Annotated in this window: 15 protein-coding genes; all 15 read left to right on the forward strand. The window is 69.1% G+C overall.

The window, feature by feature from the left end:
* Positions 1-4 precede the first annotated feature (4 nt).
* The 15 genes from NYO99_RS05510 to NYO99_RS05580 all read left to right on the forward strand — a co-directional run bounded on the left by NYO99_RS05510 (position 5) and on the right by NYO99_RS05580 (position 18,050).
* Positions 5-649 carry a retropepsin-like aspartic protease family protein gene (locus NYO99_RS05510; protein ID WP_268166082.1) on the forward strand — a complete coding sequence of 215 codons (645 nt, stop codon included), beginning with the start codon at positions 5-7 and terminating at the stop codon, positions 647-649.
* A gap of 65 nt (positions 650-714) precedes the next feature.
* Positions 715-3,519, forward strand: a complete 2,805-nt coding sequence (gene prsT, locus NYO99_RS05515; RefSeq protein ID WP_268166083.1) for an XrtA/PEP-CTERM system TPR-repeat protein PrsT — start codon at positions 715-717, stop codon at positions 3,517-3,519.
* Between the two features lie 174 nt (positions 3,520-3,693).
* Positions 3,694-4,620 (forward strand): PEP-CTERM sorting domain-containing protein, encoded by a 927-nt coding sequence (locus NYO99_RS05520; RefSeq protein ID WP_268166084.1) that lies wholly within the window; start codon positions 3,694-3,696, stop codon positions 4,618-4,620.
* Between the two features lie 169 nt (positions 4,621-4,789).
* A complete protein-coding gene (locus NYO99_RS05525) occupies positions 4,790-5,989 on the forward strand; it encodes an acyl-CoA dehydrogenase family protein (RefSeq protein ID WP_268166085.1) in 1,200 nt (399 codons plus the stop codon).
* 35 nt (positions 5,990-6,024) lie between these two features.
* On the forward strand, positions 6,025-7,134 hold the full coding sequence (locus NYO99_RS05530; protein ID WP_268166086.1) for an acyl-CoA dehydrogenase family protein: 1,110 nt from the start codon (positions 6,025-6,027) through the stop codon (positions 7,132-7,134).
* A 39-nt stretch (positions 7,135-7,173) separates the two neighbouring features.
* A complete protein-coding gene (locus NYO99_RS05535; protein ID WP_268166087.1) occupies positions 7,174-7,923 on the forward strand; it encodes a pseudouridine synthase in 750 nt (249 codons plus the stop codon).
* A 5-nt stretch (positions 7,924-7,928) separates the two neighbouring features.
* Entirely contained in the window at positions 7,929-8,945 is a 1,017-nt protein-coding gene (locus NYO99_RS05540) for a bifunctional riboflavin kinase/FAD synthetase (protein ID WP_268166088.1), read from the forward strand.
* A 75-nt stretch (positions 8,946-9,020) separates the two neighbouring features.
* Positions 9,021-11,852 carry an isoleucine--tRNA ligase gene (ileS, locus tag NYO99_RS05545; RefSeq protein ID WP_268166089.1) on the forward strand — a complete coding sequence of 944 codons (2,832 nt, stop codon included), beginning with the start codon at positions 9,021-9,023 and terminating at the stop codon, positions 11,850-11,852.
* A 1-nt stretch (position 11,853) separates the two neighbouring features.
* Positions 11,854-12,339, forward strand: a complete 486-nt coding sequence (gene lspA / locus NYO99_RS05550) for a signal peptidase II (RefSeq protein ID WP_268166090.1) — start codon at positions 11,854-11,856, stop codon at positions 12,337-12,339.
* Complete coding sequence (locus NYO99_RS05555) at positions 12,323-13,144, forward strand: DUF2189 domain-containing protein (protein ID WP_268166091.1); 822 nt, start codon at positions 12,323-12,325, stop codon at positions 13,142-13,144. Before lspA ends, NYO99_RS05555 begins: the two co-directional genes overlap by 17 nt.
* Before the next feature lie 70 nt (positions 13,145-13,214).
* The gene (locus NYO99_RS05560) at positions 13,215-14,726 is read left to right on the forward strand and encodes a hybrid sensor histidine kinase/response regulator (protein WP_268166092.1); all 1,512 of its coding nucleotides are present in this window, start codon (positions 13,215-13,217) and stop codon (positions 14,724-14,726) included.
* 170 nt (positions 14,727-14,896) lie between these two features.
* Positions 14,897-15,799 (forward strand): DMT family transporter, encoded by a 903-nt coding sequence (locus NYO99_RS05565; RefSeq protein ID WP_268166093.1) that lies wholly within the window; start codon positions 14,897-14,899, stop codon positions 15,797-15,799.
* Entirely contained in the window at positions 15,799-16,389 is a 591-nt protein-coding gene (locus tag NYO99_RS05570; protein WP_268166094.1) for a pseudouridine synthase, read from the forward strand. Before NYO99_RS05565 ends, NYO99_RS05570 begins: the two co-directional genes overlap by 1 nt.
* Positions 16,390-17,094: an SDR family NAD(P)-dependent oxidoreductase gene (locus NYO99_RS05575; RefSeq protein ID WP_268166095.1), complete on the forward strand. Its 705-nt coding sequence runs from the start codon at positions 16,390-16,392 to the stop codon at positions 17,092-17,094.
* A gap of 56 nt (positions 17,095-17,150) precedes the next feature.
* Positions 17,151-18,050: a Tim44 domain-containing protein gene (locus NYO99_RS05580; protein ID WP_268166096.1), complete on the forward strand. Its 900-nt coding sequence runs from the start codon at positions 17,151-17,153 to the stop codon at positions 18,048-18,050.
* Positions 18,051-18,077 lie beyond the last annotated feature (27 nt).

Here is an 18,077-nt window from a genome sequence, read left to right on the forward strand (position 1 = left end):
GCCGATGCGCGCCCACTGGCTGGCTGTGTTGCCCCTGGGCGCTGCGCTGGCACTGCCCGCTTCGGCAGCGCCCAAGGTGCAGCTCAACGGCATGCTGGGCGCGCGTGCCGCGCTGTTGATCATCGACGGTGAGCCGCGCACGGTGCAGCTGGGCGCCTCCGTGCTGGGTGTGACCCTGGTGGCGCTGGAAGACGGGCGCGCCGTGGTCGACATCGACGGCCGCCGCCAGACGCTGTCCCTGGGGGCCGCACCGGCGCGCGTCACGGCCGGCGCATCGGCGCCCAGGCAAATCGTGATGCCGGTTGGCCACGGCGGGCATTACACGACCAGCGGCACCATCAACGGCCACCTCACACAGTTTTTGCTGGACACCGGATCGACCAGTGTCGCCATCAGCCAAGTCGAGGCGGAGCGCATGGGCCTGCGCTACCAGCAAGGGCGGCGCATCGTCACGCACACCGCCAACGGCACGGTGCCGGCCTACGCGCTGGAGCTGTCCAGCGTGCGCATCGCCGACGTGGAGGTGCGCAACGTCGCCGCCATCGTCATCCCCAGCCAGATGCCCTACGTGCTGCTGGGCAACAGCTTTCTCGATCGCTTCCAGATGCGGCGCGAGAACGATGTCATGACGCTACAGCTTCGCTACTGAGGCCTCGCCCGCCCGCACAGCACCCTTCTGCAAGAATCCGGCGCCCTCCGCCGCCTGCCCGCCCGATGACCGCTCCGCTCGTACCGATCTCCCGCCTGCTGACCGCCCTGCTGATTGCCGCCGCGCCACTGGCCCAGGCCCAGGACCCAGCCAAGGCCTCGCGCTTCTACGAAGACGCGCTGCAGCGCTACGAGAAACGCGACATCGCCGGCACCATCGTGCAGCTGCGCAACGCGCTGCAGGCTGACAAGAACCAGCTGCCCGTGCATGTGCTGCTGGGCAAGGCCTTGCTCGCCGACAGCCAGCCGTCGGCCGCTGAGTTCCAGTTCGGCGAAGCGCTGCGGCTGGGCGTCAACCGTGCGGAGATTGCCGTGCCGCTGGCCATGGCGCTCAACGCCCAGGGCAAACAACCGCAGATGCTGACCGATCCGCGGCTGCAGCCAAGCGGCCTGCCCACCGGCATCCAGCAAGACCTGCTCATCGAGCGGGCGCTCGCGCAGTCCGACACCGGGGACACGAAGGCCGCGCTCGCCAGCGTGCAGCAGGCGCGGGCGCTGGACGCCACCAACGTCAACAGCTGGCTGGCCGAGGTGCCGCTGCGCGTGCGCAACCGCCAGTTCACCGAAGCCAATGCCGCCGCCGACCAGGCGCTGAAGCTCGCCCCCGACAACGCCGAGGCGCTGTACCAGAAGGCGTCCATCTTCCATGCCAACGGCCAGATCGCCCAGGCGCTGGCCGGCTACGAGCGCGCCATCAAGGCCCAGCCCAAGCACGCCGAGTCCCGCCTGGCTCGCACCGGCCTGCTCATCGACGTCAACCGCGATGCGGACGCGCTGGTGGAGCTCAACGAACTGCTGGTGCTCAAGCCCAACGATCCGCGTGGCACCTACCTGCGCGCCGTGCTCGCCGACCGTGCCGGCGATGCCGCCACCACGCGCGCCTCGCAGAAGAAGATCACCGAACTGCTGGACCCGGTACCCATCGAGTTCATCCGCTACCGCACGCAGCTGCTGATGCTCAACGGCCTGGCGCACTACAACCTCGGTGAGCTGGAAAAAGCCAAGCCCTACCTGGAGCTGGCAGCCCGCCAGCAGCCCGGCAGCCCGCTGTACAAGCTGCTGGCCCAGATCGCACTGACCGAGGGCAATGCCAACCAGGCCATCGAACTGCTGGACGGCTATGTCAAGCTGCGCCCCGGCGACGGCCAGGCCCTACTGATGCTGGCCAACAGCCACATGCGCCAGGGCCGCCACGCCCGCGCCGTGCAACTGATGCAGGACGCACTCAAGGCCAAGGACTCCGCCGACTACCGCACCGCGCTGGGCCTGTCGCTGCTGCAGACCGGCCAGGCCGGCATGGCCGAGGAACAGCTCGCCCAAGCCTACAAGAACGACCCCAAGCAGACGTATGCCGGCCTCGCGCTGGTGACGCTGCATCTGCGCAACCAGCAGTTCCCCAAGGCGCTGGCGGTTGCGGACACCCTGGCCCGTGCCAACCCCAACAACGCCACCGTCATCATGGTGCAGGCCTACGCCAAGACGCAGGCCCGCGACTACACCGGCGGCCGTGCCGGCTACGAGAAGGCCCTCAAGCTGGACGCCAACCAGCTGGAGGCCAAGCTGGGCCTGGCGCGCATCGACGCCGTCACCGGCAATTACGACGCCGCCGAGAAGCGGCTGCGCGCGGCGCTCAAGGAGGACGAGCGCAACGTCAACCTGCTGTTCGAGCTGGCGCTGGTCAGCGAACTGCGCGGCAAGAACGACGAAGCGCTGAAGTGGCTGGACAGCGCCGCCTCGGCCAGCAGCGCCCGCGAGACGCGCGCCAACTTCGCCCTGGTGGCCTGGCACCTGCGCAAGGGCCAGGCGCCGCGCGCCCTGGAAGCGGCCAAGGTGCTGCTGGCCAAGCTGCCGGAAGACGTGGAAGCGCTGCAGGCCTACGCGGCCGCCCAACTCGCCAGCGGCGATGCGCCTGGCGCGCGCAGCACGCTGGTCAATGCCTCGCGCCGTGCCGCGTTCGACACGCCGCGACTGGTCGAAGTCGCGCGCCAGCAGGCCCAGGCTCAGGACTTCAAGGCCGCGGCCTACACGCTGGACAAGGCCCTCACCGGCACGCCCAACGACCCGGCCGCCGTCGCCATGCTGTCCAGCGTGGAGCTGGCGCAGGGCAATGTGGCTGGTGCCGAGCAGCGGGCGCGGCAGGTCATCGAGGCCAACCCCAAGTCGGCCCTGGGCTACAACCTGCTGGCCGAGGCCGCCCAGCGCAAGGGCCAGGGCGCTGCGGCGCTGGACGCGCTGCGCAAGGCGCACGAGCTCGACAAGACCGCCACCTCGCTGACCCGCCTCATGCGCGCCCAGGCGGCACAGGGCGGCAAGCCGGCCAGCGACCTGGCTGAAGCCTGGCTGCGCAAGAACCCGAACGACATCGCCGTGCGCAACACGCTGGCCGAGCAGCTGGTGCAGGCGGGCGACCTGCCGGGCGCGCGGCGCCAGTACGACGCCATCCTCAAGACCGCACCGACGAACGCCGTCGCGCTGAACAACCTGGCCAATGTGCTGATCGAGCTGAAGGACCCCGGCGCCGTCGACATGGCCGAACGCGCACTGAAGACCGCCCCGCAGAATGCCGCACTGCTGGACACCGCCGGCTGGGCCAACCACCGCGCCGGCAAGGCCGAGCGCGCGCTGCAGCTGTTGCGCGACGCCCGGCTGCGCGCACCGGACAACCCCGATATCCGCTACCACCTCGCTGCCGTGCTCGCCCAAGCTGGCCGCAAGGGCGAGGCCCGCGAGGAGCTCGATGCCGCCCTGCGCGGCGGCGCGACATTTGGCACGGTCAATGAAGCCAAACAGCTGCGGGCGACCCTCAACTGAGGGGGCCGCACCCACCTGAAAACCTGTCGACCCTTCTTACAATTCTTCGCAAAGCTAGGGGGTCGGTTTGCGCAAGTGATTGAGCCGGAACAAATTTCTGTTGTTGGCACAACGATTGCTAAAACTCCTCAAACTCCCGACGTCACGAGCGTCTGAAACCAGAAAGATCACCCGATGAAATTCCTGAATCTCCGCCTGAGTCTGCTGGCCTTTGGCACGGTTGCAGCCCTGGTTTCGACAAGTGCGCATGCAGTTTGGGTTTTCGGCAATTCGACCATCACCGGTCAGACGAGCGCGACCTACAGCGCAACCGCACCGTCGACGAATGGCGATCCGAGCGTCACGTTGACCGGCTTCTCAGCCACGAATACGGTTAACAGCAGCGGCACCATCACGGGCGTGACCGGCAACTGGACGCAGCAGAAGCTGTCGTCGTGGTCGGGCAGTGGTTTGGGTGTCGTCACCGGCTCGGAGAGCTCTCCCGATCACGCTGTGGACAACAGCGGTTCCACCGAAGCGGTGCTGCTGAATTTCGGCACCAGCAACGTGGCATTGACGAGCATCGGTTTGGGCTGGATCAGCAACGGCAACTACAACACGAGCGGCCAGCTTCTGTCGAGCAGCTGCAGTGGAACCTCTGGCACCAACTACAGCAACTGCCTGAACGGCGGGGCGGTGGTCAACTCGACCATCAAGGCGGACATCTCACTGTTCCGCTGGGTTGGTGCGCAGGGTCAAACGCCTCCAAACCTGACCAGCACCTCGGCTTCTTCACTGACGTCTTCCGGCTGGCAACTGGTCAGCAGCTACGACATGGGCGTGGATCAGACCGCGGCTTACAGCAACGTGAACGCCAGCGGCCTGACGTCGAGCTGGTGGTTGATCTCTGCCTACAACAGCGGCCTGACCGGTGGCGCGACCGTTGGCACCAACATCGACAACGGCAAGGACTATTTCAAGCTTTACGCCGTTGCCGGCAATGTGGTTTCTGGCAACACGGGCGGCAAGCTGCCCGAGCCCGCCACCCTCGCCCTGACCAGCGTCGCGCTGCTGGGCGTGGTCGGTCTGCGTCGCCGCAGCAAGGCCAAGCTGGCCGCTTGATCCCCTTCGGCTCCGCGCGCTGCGCGGGCACCTCAAAGGCGCTCCTCGGAGCGCCTTTTTGTTTGTCTGCACGCGCCTTGTCCACTGTCCCTGGCCGGACAGCGCAGATGCGAACGACCGTGCTAAAACGCGCGGCATTCCTATCACGATACGGCGAGGCGACAAGCACATGGACCTCAACTTCACCGACGCGGAACTGGCGTTCCGAGCCGAGGTGCGCGACTGGGTGCGCGCCCACCTGCCCGCAGACATCGCGCACAAGGTGCGCCATGACCTGCGGCTGAACAAGGACGACCTGCAGCGCTGGGCCAAGATCCTCGGCGCCAAGGGCTGGCATGGCTGGGCCTGGCCCACGCAGTTCGGCGGCCCGGGCTGGAACGCCATCCAGCGCCACCTGTTCGAAGAGGAATGCGCGCTGGCCGGCGCGCCACGCATTGTTCCGTTCGGGCCGGTGATGGTGGCGCCCGTCATCATGGCCTTCGGCACGCCGGAGCAGCAGCAGCGCTTCCTGCCCGGCATCATGAGCGGCGACGTGTGGTGGAGCCAAGGCTACAGCGAGCCAGGCTCCGGCTCCGACCTCGCCTCGCTGAAGTGCCGCGCCGAGCGCCAGGGCAACAAGTACATCGTCAACGGCCAGAAGACCTGGACAACGCTCGGCCAGTACGGCGACTGGATTTTCTGCCTGGTGCGCACGTCGTCCGAAGGCAAGCCCCAAACCGGCATCAGCTTCCTGCTGATCGACATGAAGTCGCCCGGCGTGACGGTCAAGCCCATCATCATGCTGGACGGCGAGCACGAGGTGAACGAGGTCTGGTTCGACAACGTCGAGGTGCCGGCCGAGAACCTGATCGGCGAGGAGAACAAGGGCTGGACCTACGCCAAGCACCTGCTTTCCCACGAGCGCACCAACATTGCCGACGTGAACCGCGCCAAGCGTGAGCTGGAGCGCCTCAAGCGCATTGCCGCCGCCGAGGGCCTGATGGACGACGCACGCTTTCGCGACCAGATCGCGCTGTGCGAGGTGGATGTCGTCGCGCTGGAGATGATGGTGCTGCGCGTGCTGTCCGGTGAACGCACGGGCAAGCAGCCGCTGGATGTCGCCGGCCTGCTGAAGATTCGCGGCAGCGAACTGCAGCAGCGTTACACCGAGCTGATGATGCTGGCCGGCGGCCCGTTGGCCCTGCCCCACATCCTTGATGCCATGGAAGCGGGCTGGCAGGGGGACCAATGGCTGGGTGGCGCCTGGCTGGGTGGCGCATCGCACGCCATTCCCGTGACCGGCACTTACCTGAACGTGCGCAAGACCACCATCTACGGTGGCTCGAACGAAGTGCAGCGCAACATCGTCGCGCAGACGGTGCTCGGCTAAAGGCTGCGAACGCTGCCGCTCAAGGAGACAGACAGATGGATTTCGATTTCAGCGAAGACCAGCAGGCCCTGCGCGACGCCGTGGCCCGCTTCGTGGAGAAGGACTACGGCTTCGAGCGCCGCACGCAGATCGCCCGAGCGGGCGGTTTCGACCGCAGCGCCTGGGAAGGCCTGGCGGGCCTCGGTCTGACCGCACTGGCCGTGCCCGAGGCCCACGGCGGGCTGGGCTTTGGCGCCGTCGAAGCCATGGTGGTGATGGAAGAGCTGGGCCGCGGCCTGGTGCTGGAGCCCATCGCCCAGGGCGCGCTGATCGCGCCGGCGCTGCTGAGTCACGCCCCCGCCGCCTTGCAGGAGGCCTGGCTGCCGCGCATCGCCGGTGGTGAGGCACTGGTGGTGCTGGCCCATCAGGAGGCCAAGTCACGCTACCGCCTCGACCGCGTGGACACCCGCGCCGTCGATGGCCGGCTGACCGGCGTCAAGAGCCTCGTGCCTGCCGGCGATGTGGCCGACGCCTTCATCGTGCCTGCGCGCACCGCGGACGGCATCGCGCTGTACCTGGTCGAGCGCTCGGCGCCCGGCGTGAACACGCGCGCCTACTCGCTGTACGACGGCTCGCGCGCTGCCGAGGTGCACCTGGACAACACGCCCGCCCAGCTCATCGTCGGAGCCGACCAGGGCCTGGCGCTGCTGGAGCTGGCGGCAGACATCGGCATCGCCGCGCAGGCCGCCGAGGCGGTGGGTGTGATGGAGGCCTACCTCGCCATGACGGTGGACTACCTGAACACGCGCAAGCAGTTCGGCGTGGCGATCAGCAGCTTCCAGGCGCTGCGCCACCGCACGGCGGACGTGAAGATGCAGTTGGAGCTGGCCCGCTCCATGAGCTACTACGCCACGCTGCGGCTGGGGGATGCACCCGCGGTGCGCCGCCGGGCGCTGTCGCAGGCCAAGGTGCAGCTGGGGCAGGCCATGCGTTTCGTGGGCCAGCAGTGCACACAGATGCACGGTGGCATTGGCGTTACCGACGAATACGCCGGCAGCCACTACTTCAAGCGCCTGACCGTCATGGAGATGCAGTGGGGCGACACGCTGCATCACCTCGGCGAGGTCAGCGCGCGCATGCAGGACACGGCCGGCGTGTTCGCCTGAGACGCGGCGAACGGTGGGCGAGGCCCGACAATCCGGGCCATGTCCAAACCCCAGCGCCTCGACCAGATCCTGTTTTCCCAAGGCTTCGGCACCCGCCGGCTGTGTGCCGGCCTCATCCACCACGGTGAGGTCAAGGTGGGCGGCGAAGTCGTGGACGACCCCTGGGCCGAGTTCGACACCGCCGGGCTGAGCTTCGAGATCGCCGGCCAGGTCTGGCCCTTTTTCGACAAGGCCCTCATCCTGCTGAACAAGCCGGCCGGCTACGAGTGCTCGCAGAAGCCCAAGCACCACCCCAGCGTCATGAGTCTGCTGCCCGCGCCGCTGCGCGAGCGCGGCGTGCAGCCCATCGGCCGGCTGGACGAAGACACCACCGGCCTGCTGCTGCTGACTGACGACGGTGCGCTGATCCACAAGCTCACATCGCCCAAGCATCACGTGCCCAAGGTCTACGAGGCACGCTGCAAACACCCGCTGACCGCGGCGATGGTGGAGCAGTTGCTGGGCGGCGTGGAGCTGCGCGAGCCGGAGGACAAGCTGCGCCCGCCGGGCAAGTTCCAGCGCCCGCCGGAGATGACCAAGGCCGATGGCGCCGAGATCGTCGACGAGACGTTGCTGCGCCTGACGCTGCTGGAGGGCAAGTACCACCAGGTCAAGCGCATGGTGGCGGCCGTGGGCAACCGCGTGGAGGCACTGCACCGGCCGCAGTTCGGTGCGCTGACGCTGCCGGCCGACCTCAAGCCCGGTGAATGGCGCTGGGTGAACAGCCCGGCCGAGGTCTGGGGACAATGAGTCCGATGCGAGTTTTCAGAGGCTTCCATCATCCCGGCATCGCGCCCGCCTGCGCGCTGACCATCGGCAACTTCGATGGCGTGCACCGCGGCCACCAGGCCATGCTGGCGCTGCTGCAGTCCGAGGCGCGGCACCGCGGCCTGCCGACCTGCGTGATGACCTTCGAGCCGCATCCGCGCGACTATTTCGCGCGCAAGACCGGCAAGCCGGAGCTGGCACCGGCGCGCATCGCGACGCTGCGCGACAAGCTGGCCGAGCTGGAGCGCTGCGGCATCGACCAGGTCGTCATCCTGCCGTTCGACGAGGCGCTGTCGTCGCTGCCGCCGCAGGAATTCATCCGCCAGGTGCTGCTGGACGGCCTGGGCGCGCGCTATGTGCTGGTGGGCGACGACTTCCGCTTCGGCGCCAAGCGCCAGGGTGACTACGCCTCGCTGGACGCCGCCGGCCAGGCGCACGGCTTCGACGTGGCCCGCATGATGAGCTACGAGGTGCGCGGCCTGCGGGTCAGCAGCTCGGCCGTGCGCGAGGCGCTCGCGGCGGGCAACATGGACCGCGCCGCCTCCTTGCTGGGCCGGCCGTACGCCATCTCCGGCCACATCACGCATGGCCGCAAGCTGGGCCGGCAACTGGGCGAATCAGCGCCCGGCGCAGCCGACGGCTTTCGCACGCTGAACCTGCGCTTCCCGCACGACAAGCCGGCCGCGCACGGCATCTTTGCCGTGCTCGTGCACGGCCTGACGCAGGAGCCGCTGCCAGGCGTCGCCAGCCTGGGCAACCGCCCCACGGTGGAAGACGCCGGCCGCGTGCTGCTGGAGGTCCATTGCCTGGAGTGGCCCCTGGGTGCCGAGGGGGGCTACGGTAAACTCGCCCGCGTGGAACTGCTGCACAAACTTCGCGACGAAGCCAAGTACGACGGGCTGGATGCGCTCACAGCCGCCATCGCGGCGGATACCGAGGCTGCACGCGCCTTCCTGGCCACCCACGCTGCCCAGCGTCGCCAGACCACGCGCGACCGAATTTGAAGCGGCGCCCAGCCGCTCTTCGCCGTCGCCCCCCCCGCCTTTGAACCGCCAGGCTCAGCCGCCTGGCCGCACGCCATGACCACCCCGGACGCACCCGACTATCGCTCCACGCTCAACCTGCCCGACACGCCCTTCCCGATGCGCGGCGACCTGCCCAAGCGCGAGCCGGGCTGGGTCAAGGCCTGGGACGAGCAAGGCCTGTACAAGCGCCTGCGCGACGCCAGCTGCGGCCGGCCGAAGTTCGTGCTGCATGACGGCCCGCCCTATGCCAACGGCCAGATCCACATCGGCCACGCGGCCAACAAGATCCTGAAGGACATGATCGTCAAGGCGCGCCAGCTGGCGGGCTTCGATGCGGCCTACATCCCCGGCTGGGACTGCCACGGCCTGCCCATCGAGAACCAGATCGAGAAGACCTTCGGCCGCGGCCTGCCGCGCGACGAGGTGCAGGCCAAGAGCCGCGCCTACGCCACCGAGCAGATCGACGGCCAGCGCGCCGACTTCAAGCGTCTGGGCGTGCTGGGCGAATGGAGCAACCCGTACAAGACGATGAACTTCGCCAACGAGGCCGGCGAGATCCGCGTGCTGAAGCGGCTGTTCGAGCGCGGCTTCGTCTACCGTGGCCTGAAGCCCGTGTACTGGTGCTTCGACTGCGGCTCGTCGCTGGCCGAGTTCGAGATCGAGTACGCGGACAAGCAGTCGCCCGCGGTCGACGTGGCGTTTCTCTGCGCCGAGGCCGAGAAGCTGGCCGCGGCCTTCGGCGTGGCACCGCTCGGCAAGGAAGCGTTCACCGTCATCTGGACGACGACGCCCTGGACCATCCCAGCCAACCAGGCGCTCAACCTAAACCCCGAGCTGCCCTACGCGCTGGTGGACACGCCCAAGGGCTTCTTCGTCGTCGCCGAGGCGCTGGTGGAGAAGTGCCTGGCGCGCTGGCAGCTGGAAGGCAGCGTCGTCGCCACGGTTCCCGGCCGCAAGCTCGAACTGCTGAAGTTCAAGCACCCGCTGGCCCATGTGCACCCGGGCTATGACCGCGAAAGCCCGGTCTACCTGGCCGACTACGCGACGGCCGACGACGGCACCGGTGTCGTCCACTCCGCGCCAGCCTATGGCCTGGACGACTTCCAGAGCTGCGTGGCCCACGGCCTGGCCTTCGACGACATCCTGAACCCCGTGCAGGGCAACGGCACCTACGCCGCCGACCTGCCGCTGTTCGGTGGCCAGCACATCTGGAAGGCCAACACCGTCGTGGCGCAGACGCTGCTGGACAATGGCCGCCTGATGGCCCAGTCCAAGATCACGCACAGCTATCCGCACTGCTGGCGCCACAAGACACCGGTCATCTACCGCGCCGCGGCGCAGTGGTTTGTGCGTATGGACGACGGCGACGGTCTGTTCACGACCGACAAGGCGCCGGACAGCCTGCGCAAGACGGCGCTGGCTGCCATCGAGGCGACGAGCTTCTACCCCGAAAACGGCCGCGCCCGCTTGCACGACATGATCGCCGGCCGGCCCGACTGGTGCATCTCGCGCCAGCGCAGCTGGGGCGTGCCGCTGCCCATCTTCCTGCACAAGGACACCGGCGAGGCGCACCCGAACACGCTGGACTTCATCGAGCGCGCAGCGCAGCTGGTGGAGGCTAAGGGCATCGAGGCCTGGTCCAAGCTCGACCCGGCCGAGTGGCTGGGCGCCGAGGCGGCGCAGTACACCAAGGGCAACGACATCCTGGACGTGTGGTTCGACTCCGGCTCGACCTTCGAGCATGTGCTCAAGGGCAGCCACCCGGGCGCCGCGCACGACAGCGGCCCCGAGGCCGACCTCTACCTCGAAGGCCACGACCAGCACCGCGGCTGGTTCCACTCGTCGCTGCTGATCGCCTGCGCGCTGTACGGCCGCGCGCCCTACAAGGGCCTGCTGACGCACGGTTTCGTCGTCGACGGCCAGGGCCGCAAGATGAGCAAGTCGCAGGGCAATGTCGTCGCGCCGCAGGCGGTGTCGGACAAGTTCGGCGCCGAGATCCTGCGCCTGTGGACGGCCGCGACCGACTACTCCGGCGACCTGGGACTGGACGAAAAGATCCTCGCCCGCGTGGTGGACAGCTACCGCCGCGTACGCAACACGCTGCGCTTCTTGCTCGCCAACGTCAGCGACTTCGACCCCGCGATTGACGCCGTGGCCCCGGAGCAACTGCTGGAGGTGGACCGCTACGCGCTGGCGCGCGCCGCTGAGCTGCAGACCGAGATCCTGGCGCACTTCGAGCGCTACGAGTTCCACCCGGTCGTCGCCAAGCTGCAGGTCTACTGCTCCGAAGACCTCGGCGCGTTCTACCTCGACGTGCTCAAGGATCGCCTCTACACGACGGCGCCCAAGAGCCTGGCCCGCCGCTCGGCGCAGACGGCGCTGTGGCAGATCACGCACGCCATGCTGCGCTGGATGGCGCCCTTCCTGAGCTTCACGGCCGAGGAGGCGTGGCAGGTGTTCGCCAAGGGCGAGACCATCTTCACCGAGACCTTCTGGGACTTCGGCGCCACGGACGCGTCGCTGCTGGCCAAGTGGGATCGCATCCACGCCATTCGCGACGAGGTCAACAAGGCCATCGAGGCGGTGCGCACAACGGGCGCCGTCGGCGCGTCGCTGCAGGCCGAGCTGACGCTGCACGTCAACGCCGAGGACGCTGCGCTGCTCGGCAGCCTGGGCGAGGACCTGCGCTTCGTGTTCATCACGTCCGCCGTGACGCTGGTGCCGACCGCCGAGTTCAGCGTGCTCGTCACGCCCAGCAGCCACGCCAAGTGCGAGCGCTGCTGGCACTACCGCGCCGACGTCGGCAGCATCGCCGCGCACCCGACGCTGTGCGGCCGCTGCGACAGCAACCTGCACGGCGCGGGCGAAACCCGCACGGTGGCCTGACATGGCGGGCAAGTCCTCGACGGGCCTGGCCCAGTGGCTGCTGATCGCGGCGCTCATCATCCTGGCTGACCAGTTCACCAAGATCCTCGTCATCGGCAGCTTCCAGCTGGGCGACGTGCGCCCGGTGACCAGCTTCTTCAACCTGGTGCGCGCCCACAACTACGGCGCGGCGTTCAGCTTCCTGCACGGCGCGTCGGGCTGGCAGCGCTGGTTCTTCCTGGGCATTGGCGTGGCGGCGGCCGTCTTCATCACCTGGATGCTGCGCAAGCACGGCCAGCAGAAGCTCTTTGCCTGGGCACTGACCCTCATCCTCGGCGGCGCCATCGGCAACGTCATCGACCGCGCCGTGCACGGCTATGTGGTCGACTTCATCCAGGTTCACGCAGGCGGCTGGTATTTCCCCGCCTTCAACGTCGCAGACAGTGCGATCACCATCGGCGCCATCCTGTTGATCCTGGATGAACTGCGCCGTGTCCGACGTACCTGAGCCCGCCCCGTCCGGCAACACCGCCTACGTTCCCTACGTGCCCGAGCCGCCCCGCGAGCTCGGGGTGCCGCTGCGGCGGCTGCCGCTTTCGGCGCCGCTGCACTGGCTGCGGCTGGGCTGGGCCGACCTGCGACGCGCCCCGGCCATCGGCACCTTCTTCGGCGGCTGCTTCGCGCTGATGGGGCTGGCGGTGCTGATGGTGTTCCGCCACGCGCCTATTTACACGCTGGCACTGTGCGCCGGTTTCCTGCTGCTGGGGCCGCTGCTGTGCCTGGGGCTCTACCAGGTCAGCCTGCGGCTGGAGCGTGGCGAGACGCCGAGCATCGATGACGCCCTCGGCGCCTGGTTTGCCAATCTCAGGCAGATCGCCATCTTCGGCTTTGTGCTGCTGATCCTGGAGATGCTGTGGGGCCGCGCCGCGCTGGTGGTGTTTGCGGTCAGCTTCAACGGCATGCCCGACTTTGCCGGCGCCATCGGCAAGCTGCTGAGCGCCGAGCACCTCGGCTTCGTGGCCGTCTATCTCGCCGTCGGCGGCGTGTTCGCGGGCCTGATCTTCGCGATCAGCGTCATTGCCATGCCCATGCTGCTGGACCGCGACACCGACGCCGTGAGCGCCGGGCTCGCCAGCCTCAAGCTGTGCCTGACGCAACCGCTGGTCATGTTGTTCTGGGGCGCCCTGCTCACAGCGCTCGTAGTGCTGGCGATGCTGCCGTGGTTCGTGGGTCTCGTGATCGTCGGGCCGTGGCTGGGCCACGCCAGCTGGCATGCCTACCGCGCTGCCGTGGCGCCACCGGCATCCGCGTGACGCGCACTAGTTCACGCGGTGGGCCTGTCACACAAGGTGACAATTCCGCGCCCCTCGCCTCCCGTTCCTGATGCTCCTCGATTTCGCCAGCCTCAGCCATTACGACTGGCTCGACGTTCCCCTGTGGGTCTTCGACCCCCAACAGCAGCGCAACCTCTGGGCCAATGCCGCCGCGCTGCGCTTCTGGCATGCCGACAGCGCCGAGGAATTCCTGTCCCGCGACTTCGCCGAACATGGCGACGCGGTGCAGGAACGCCTGGCCGTCACGGCGGCCGACCACGCCCAGGGCCGCATCGTGCGCGAGCTGTGGACGCTGTATCCGCGCGGTGAGCCCACCACCGTGATGCTGGTGTCGCGCGGCATGCGCACGCCTGACCGGCGCCAGGTCATGCTCTTCGCCGCCGACTCGCTGGGCGGCGGTGCCGATGCCAGCTTGCTGCGCGGCGTGGAAGCGCTGCAGCACACCTCGGTGCGCATCGCCGTGTTCGGCCTGCAGCAGGGCGAGCTGCTGATGCGCAACCCGGCCGCCGCGCTGACCTTCGGCGACACGCCGCCGCCCGCCGGCGGCAGCGAGTTCACGCGCTTGTTCGCGCATGCGCATGACGCCGCCGGCATCCTGTCCCGCGTGCAGCGTGGCGAAACCTGCCGCCAGGATGCCGAATTGCAGACACTCGCGGGCCCACGCTGGCATGCGGTTGACGCACGCCCCATGCGCGACCCCGTCACCGGCGACACGGTCATGCTGCTGAACGCCCGCGACATCGCCGACCTCAAGGCCAGCCAGGCTGCACTGGTGGCCGCGCGCGAGGCCGCCGAGGCTGCCAGCCAGGCCAAGAGCAGCTTCCTGGCCAACATGAGCCACGAGATCCGCACGCCCATGAACGGTGTGCTGGGTCTGACCGAGCTCGTGCTGCAGGCCGGCGACCTCAACGAGCGCCAGCGCCGCTTCATCACGATGGCACACGACTCCGCCAAAGGCCTGATGACCATCATCAACGACCTGCTGGACGTGGCCAAGATCGAAGCGGGCCGCACCGTCATCGATGAGCACCCCTTCCACCTGCACGACTGCCTGGCCGAATCGCTGCAGCCCCTGCTGCTGCAGGCCCATGCCAAGGGCATACGGCTGCAGGCCGCCGTGCAGCCCAGCGTGCCGCAGCGGCTCGCGGGCGACGCGCTGCGTCTGCGGCAGGTGCTGATCAACCTCATCGGCAACGCGCTGAAGTTCACCGAGCACGGCGAAGTGCGTGTCGAGATCACCCGAGGCCAGCCGCAGCCGGGCGACAGCACCGACCGCGTGCGCCTGCGCATTGCCGTGAGTGACACCGGCATCGGCATGACGCAGGACCAGATCGCGCAGATCTTCGATCCCTTCACACAGGCCGACGGCAGCATCACGCGGCGCTACGGCGGCACGGGCCTGGGCCTGACCATCGTGCAGCGCCTGGTCGGCCTGATGGGCGGCGAAGTGCAGGTGCAGAGTGAGCCGGGGCTGGGCTCCAGCTTCAGCTTCGAGATTGCGCTGGCCCATGTCGCCGAGCCCGCACAGCATCAAGCGCTGCCCGCGCAAGCCGCGGCCTGAGGCGACCTTCCCCGACCACGGCGCCCGCCGTTGCAGGGCCACGCACGGCGACTGCGCGGCCTTGCGGACGGTGTGATGAGCAAGGCGTGTTCATGCGTGCGACGCCCGCGATGGGCGCGCTCAGTTATCGTGCCAGCCCCCCTGCCCCCTTGTGACGCGCGCCGCTGCTGATGACGCTGACCCCACGCCTGGCCCTGCTGCTGACCCTGCCCCCGCTGCTGTGGGCGGGCAACGCCGTCGTCGGGCGACTGGTGCGCGACGCCATCCCGCCCCTGACGCTGAACGCGCTGCGCTGGGGCCTGGCCCTGCTGCTGCTGGCGCCGCTGGCCTGGCCGCTGCTGCGCCGCCCCGGCGAGGCGCTGAGGCGCTGGCGCAGCCTGGCCTGGCTGGGCCTGCTGGGCATGGGTTGCTACAACGCGCTGCAATACCTGGCGCTGCACACCTCGTCGCCGCTGAACGTGACGCTGATCACCGCCAGCCTGCCGGTGTGGATGCTGGGCGTGGGCGCCGTGTTCTACGGCGTACGGCCCAGGCCGCGGCAACTGGCTGGCGCGGGGCTGTCGTTGCTGGGCGTGCTGTTCGTCATCGCACGCGGCGACCCCGCCGCGCTGCGGGCTGTGCACTTTGTGCCGGGCGACCTGCTGATGCTGGTGGCCATCTTCAGCTGGGCCGTCTACTCGTGGCTGCTGGCCCGCCCCGCAGCAGGCCTACGGCCAGGCGAGCGGCCGGACTGGAACTGGGCCGAGTCGCTGATGGCGCAGCTGATGTTCGGCGTCGTGTTCTCGGCCGTGTCGGCCGGCGTGGAGCAGGCAGTGGCGCCCGCCGCCATCCACTGGAGCCCCACGCTCATCGCGGTGCTGGCCTACGTGGCCATCGGCCCGTCGTTGATCGCCTACCGCTGCTGGGGGCTGGGCGTGGCCGAGGCGGGCCCGGCCCTGGCCGGCTTCTTTGTCAACCTGACGCCGGTGTTCGCCGCCGTCATCTCGGCCGCTGCGCTGGGCCAATGGCCGGCCTGGTACCACGGCGTGGCGTTTCTGCTGATCGCCGCCGGCATCGTGGTGTCCTCGCGTTGATGCGCATCGTCCATGCCGACGACCGCCTGGTCGTCATCGACAAGCCCGCCGGCCTGCTCAGCGTGCCGGGACGCACCGAGCCCGATTGCGCCAGCGCGCGCGTGCAGGCGCTGTACCCCGACGCGCTCATCGTCCACCGGCTGGATCAGGCCACCTCCGGCCTGCTGCTGTTCGGCCGCGGACCGCAGGCGCAGCGCGAGCTGAGCGCGGACTTCGCCGAGCGGCGCGTGGACAAGGTGTATGTCGCCATCGTCGCCGGCCGCCTCGATGGTGATGGCCTCATCGACCTGCCACTGGCCGCCGACTGGCCCAACCGGCCGCGCCAGCAGGTGGATGCCGCCCACGGCAAACCGTCGCAGACACGCTGGTGCGCGCTCGGCCACGGCGACGGGACGACGCGCGTGCGGCTCGAACCGCTGACCGGCCGCAGCCACCAGTTGCGCGTGCACATGGCCACGCTGGGCCACGCCATCCTGGGCGATGCGCTGTACGCCGCACCCGACATCGCCGCTGCCAGCCCGCGGCTGCTGCTGCACGCCAGCGAACTGCGCATCGCCGGCCACCACTTCCTCTGCCCTCCGGAGTTCTGAATGCACCTCTACATCGTCACCGGCAGCTCGCGCGGCCTCGGCGCCGCGCTCGTGAAGGCACTCGCCGGGCCCGCGGCCACCGTCATCGGCATCGCCCGCCAGCGCACGCCCGAGTTGCCTGCTGAACAGTGGCCGCTGGATCTCGCCGACCCGCTGCCCGCGGCCCGGCGCCTGCAGGACTGGCTGGCAGCGCACACCGGCTGGGAAAGCGCCACGCTCATCAACAACGCGGCGCTGCTGAGCCCGCCCGGGCCGCTGGCCGCCACCAGCCTGGACGAGCTGTCCGCCGCGCTGCGCGTCGGCCTGGAGGCGCCGACGCTGCTGTGCCGCGCCTTCCTGGCCGGCACGGCTGGCGTGCCGCAACGGCGGATCCTGAACATCTCCTCCGGCCTGGGCCGGCGCGCCATGGCCGGCAGCGCCAGCTACTGCGCCGTCAAGGCCGGGCTGGACCACCTCAGCCGCGCGCTGTCGCTGGAGGAGCCGGACGTCGGCGTCGTGTCCCTGGCCCCCGGCGTGATCGACACCGACATGCAGGTACAGCTGCGCGGCGCCGACCCGGCGCGCTTCCCCGAGCAGGCACGCTTCCAGGGGCTGAAGGACGGCGGACAGCTGCAGACGGCAGCCGACACAGCGGCCGCCATCGTTCGCTTTCTCGCGCGGCCAGACTTCGGAAAAACTGTCGTCGCCGACATCCGGGAAGCTTGAAAATCCGCACCTGCGCGCGCACCTGTCGTGCGTCCAACCTACCTCTGGAGACTGCCTTGAACCGCATCCTTGCCGTCAGCCTCGCCGCTGTGCTGACCGTTGCCCTTCCCGTCCAGGACGCTGAGGCCAAGCGCCTGAGCGGCGGTGGCATGAAGCGCAACGTGCCGACGCAGACCACCCCCAACACGCCGCCAGCCCAGCAGCCCGCCGCGCCGCAACAGGCCGCCCCAGCCAAGCAGGCAGCGGCCACGCCCGCCACGCCTGCGGCCGCGCCCAAGCGTTCGTGGATGGGCCCACTGGCCGGCCTGGCCGCCGGTCTGGGCCTGGCCGCACTGGCCAGCCATTTCGGCTTCGGTGACGAGCTTGCCAGCCTGATGACCATGCTGTTGCTGGGCCTCGTGGCCGCCGTCGTCATCGGCTTCCTGGTGCGCCGCTTCGCCAAGCCCAAGGCGCAGCTGGCAGCCGCCGGTGCCGGTGCCGGCATGCCGGGCGCGAACTTCCGCCTGCAGCCCGAGGTGACCGCACAGCCGCAGCCTGCCGCCTGGCAGCCGCAGAGCGCCGCACCGGTGGCCGTTGCCAGCACGAGCGCCGTACCGGCCGACTTCGACTCTGCGGGCTTCGAGAAGATCGCCAAGCAGGTGTTCATCCGCCTGCAGGCCGCCAACGATGCCGGTGACCAGGCTGACCTGCGCCGCTTCACCACGCCGCAGATGTACGCGAACATCCAGCAGGAGTTGCTGGAGCGTGCCGGGCGCACGCAGCGCACGGACGTGATGCAGCTGGACGCCAGCGTCGTGGACGTCGCGACCGAGAACGGCCAGCAGATCGTGTCGGTGCGCTTCTGGGGCCTGATCCGCGAAGAGAGCGAGCAGGCGGCTGGCAACTTTGACGAGATCTGGCACCTGGTGCAGTCCGGCGAGGGCTGGCTGATCGCCGGCATCCAGCAGACGGCATGACCGAGGGTTCGCCGGGTTCAACGTGAG

The sequence above is a fragment of the Roseateles hydrophilus genome (genome assembly GCF_026712245.1).
Classification (GTDB): Bacteria; Pseudomonadota; Gammaproteobacteria; order Burkholderiales; family Burkholderiaceae_C; genus Pelomonas; species Pelomonas hydrophilus.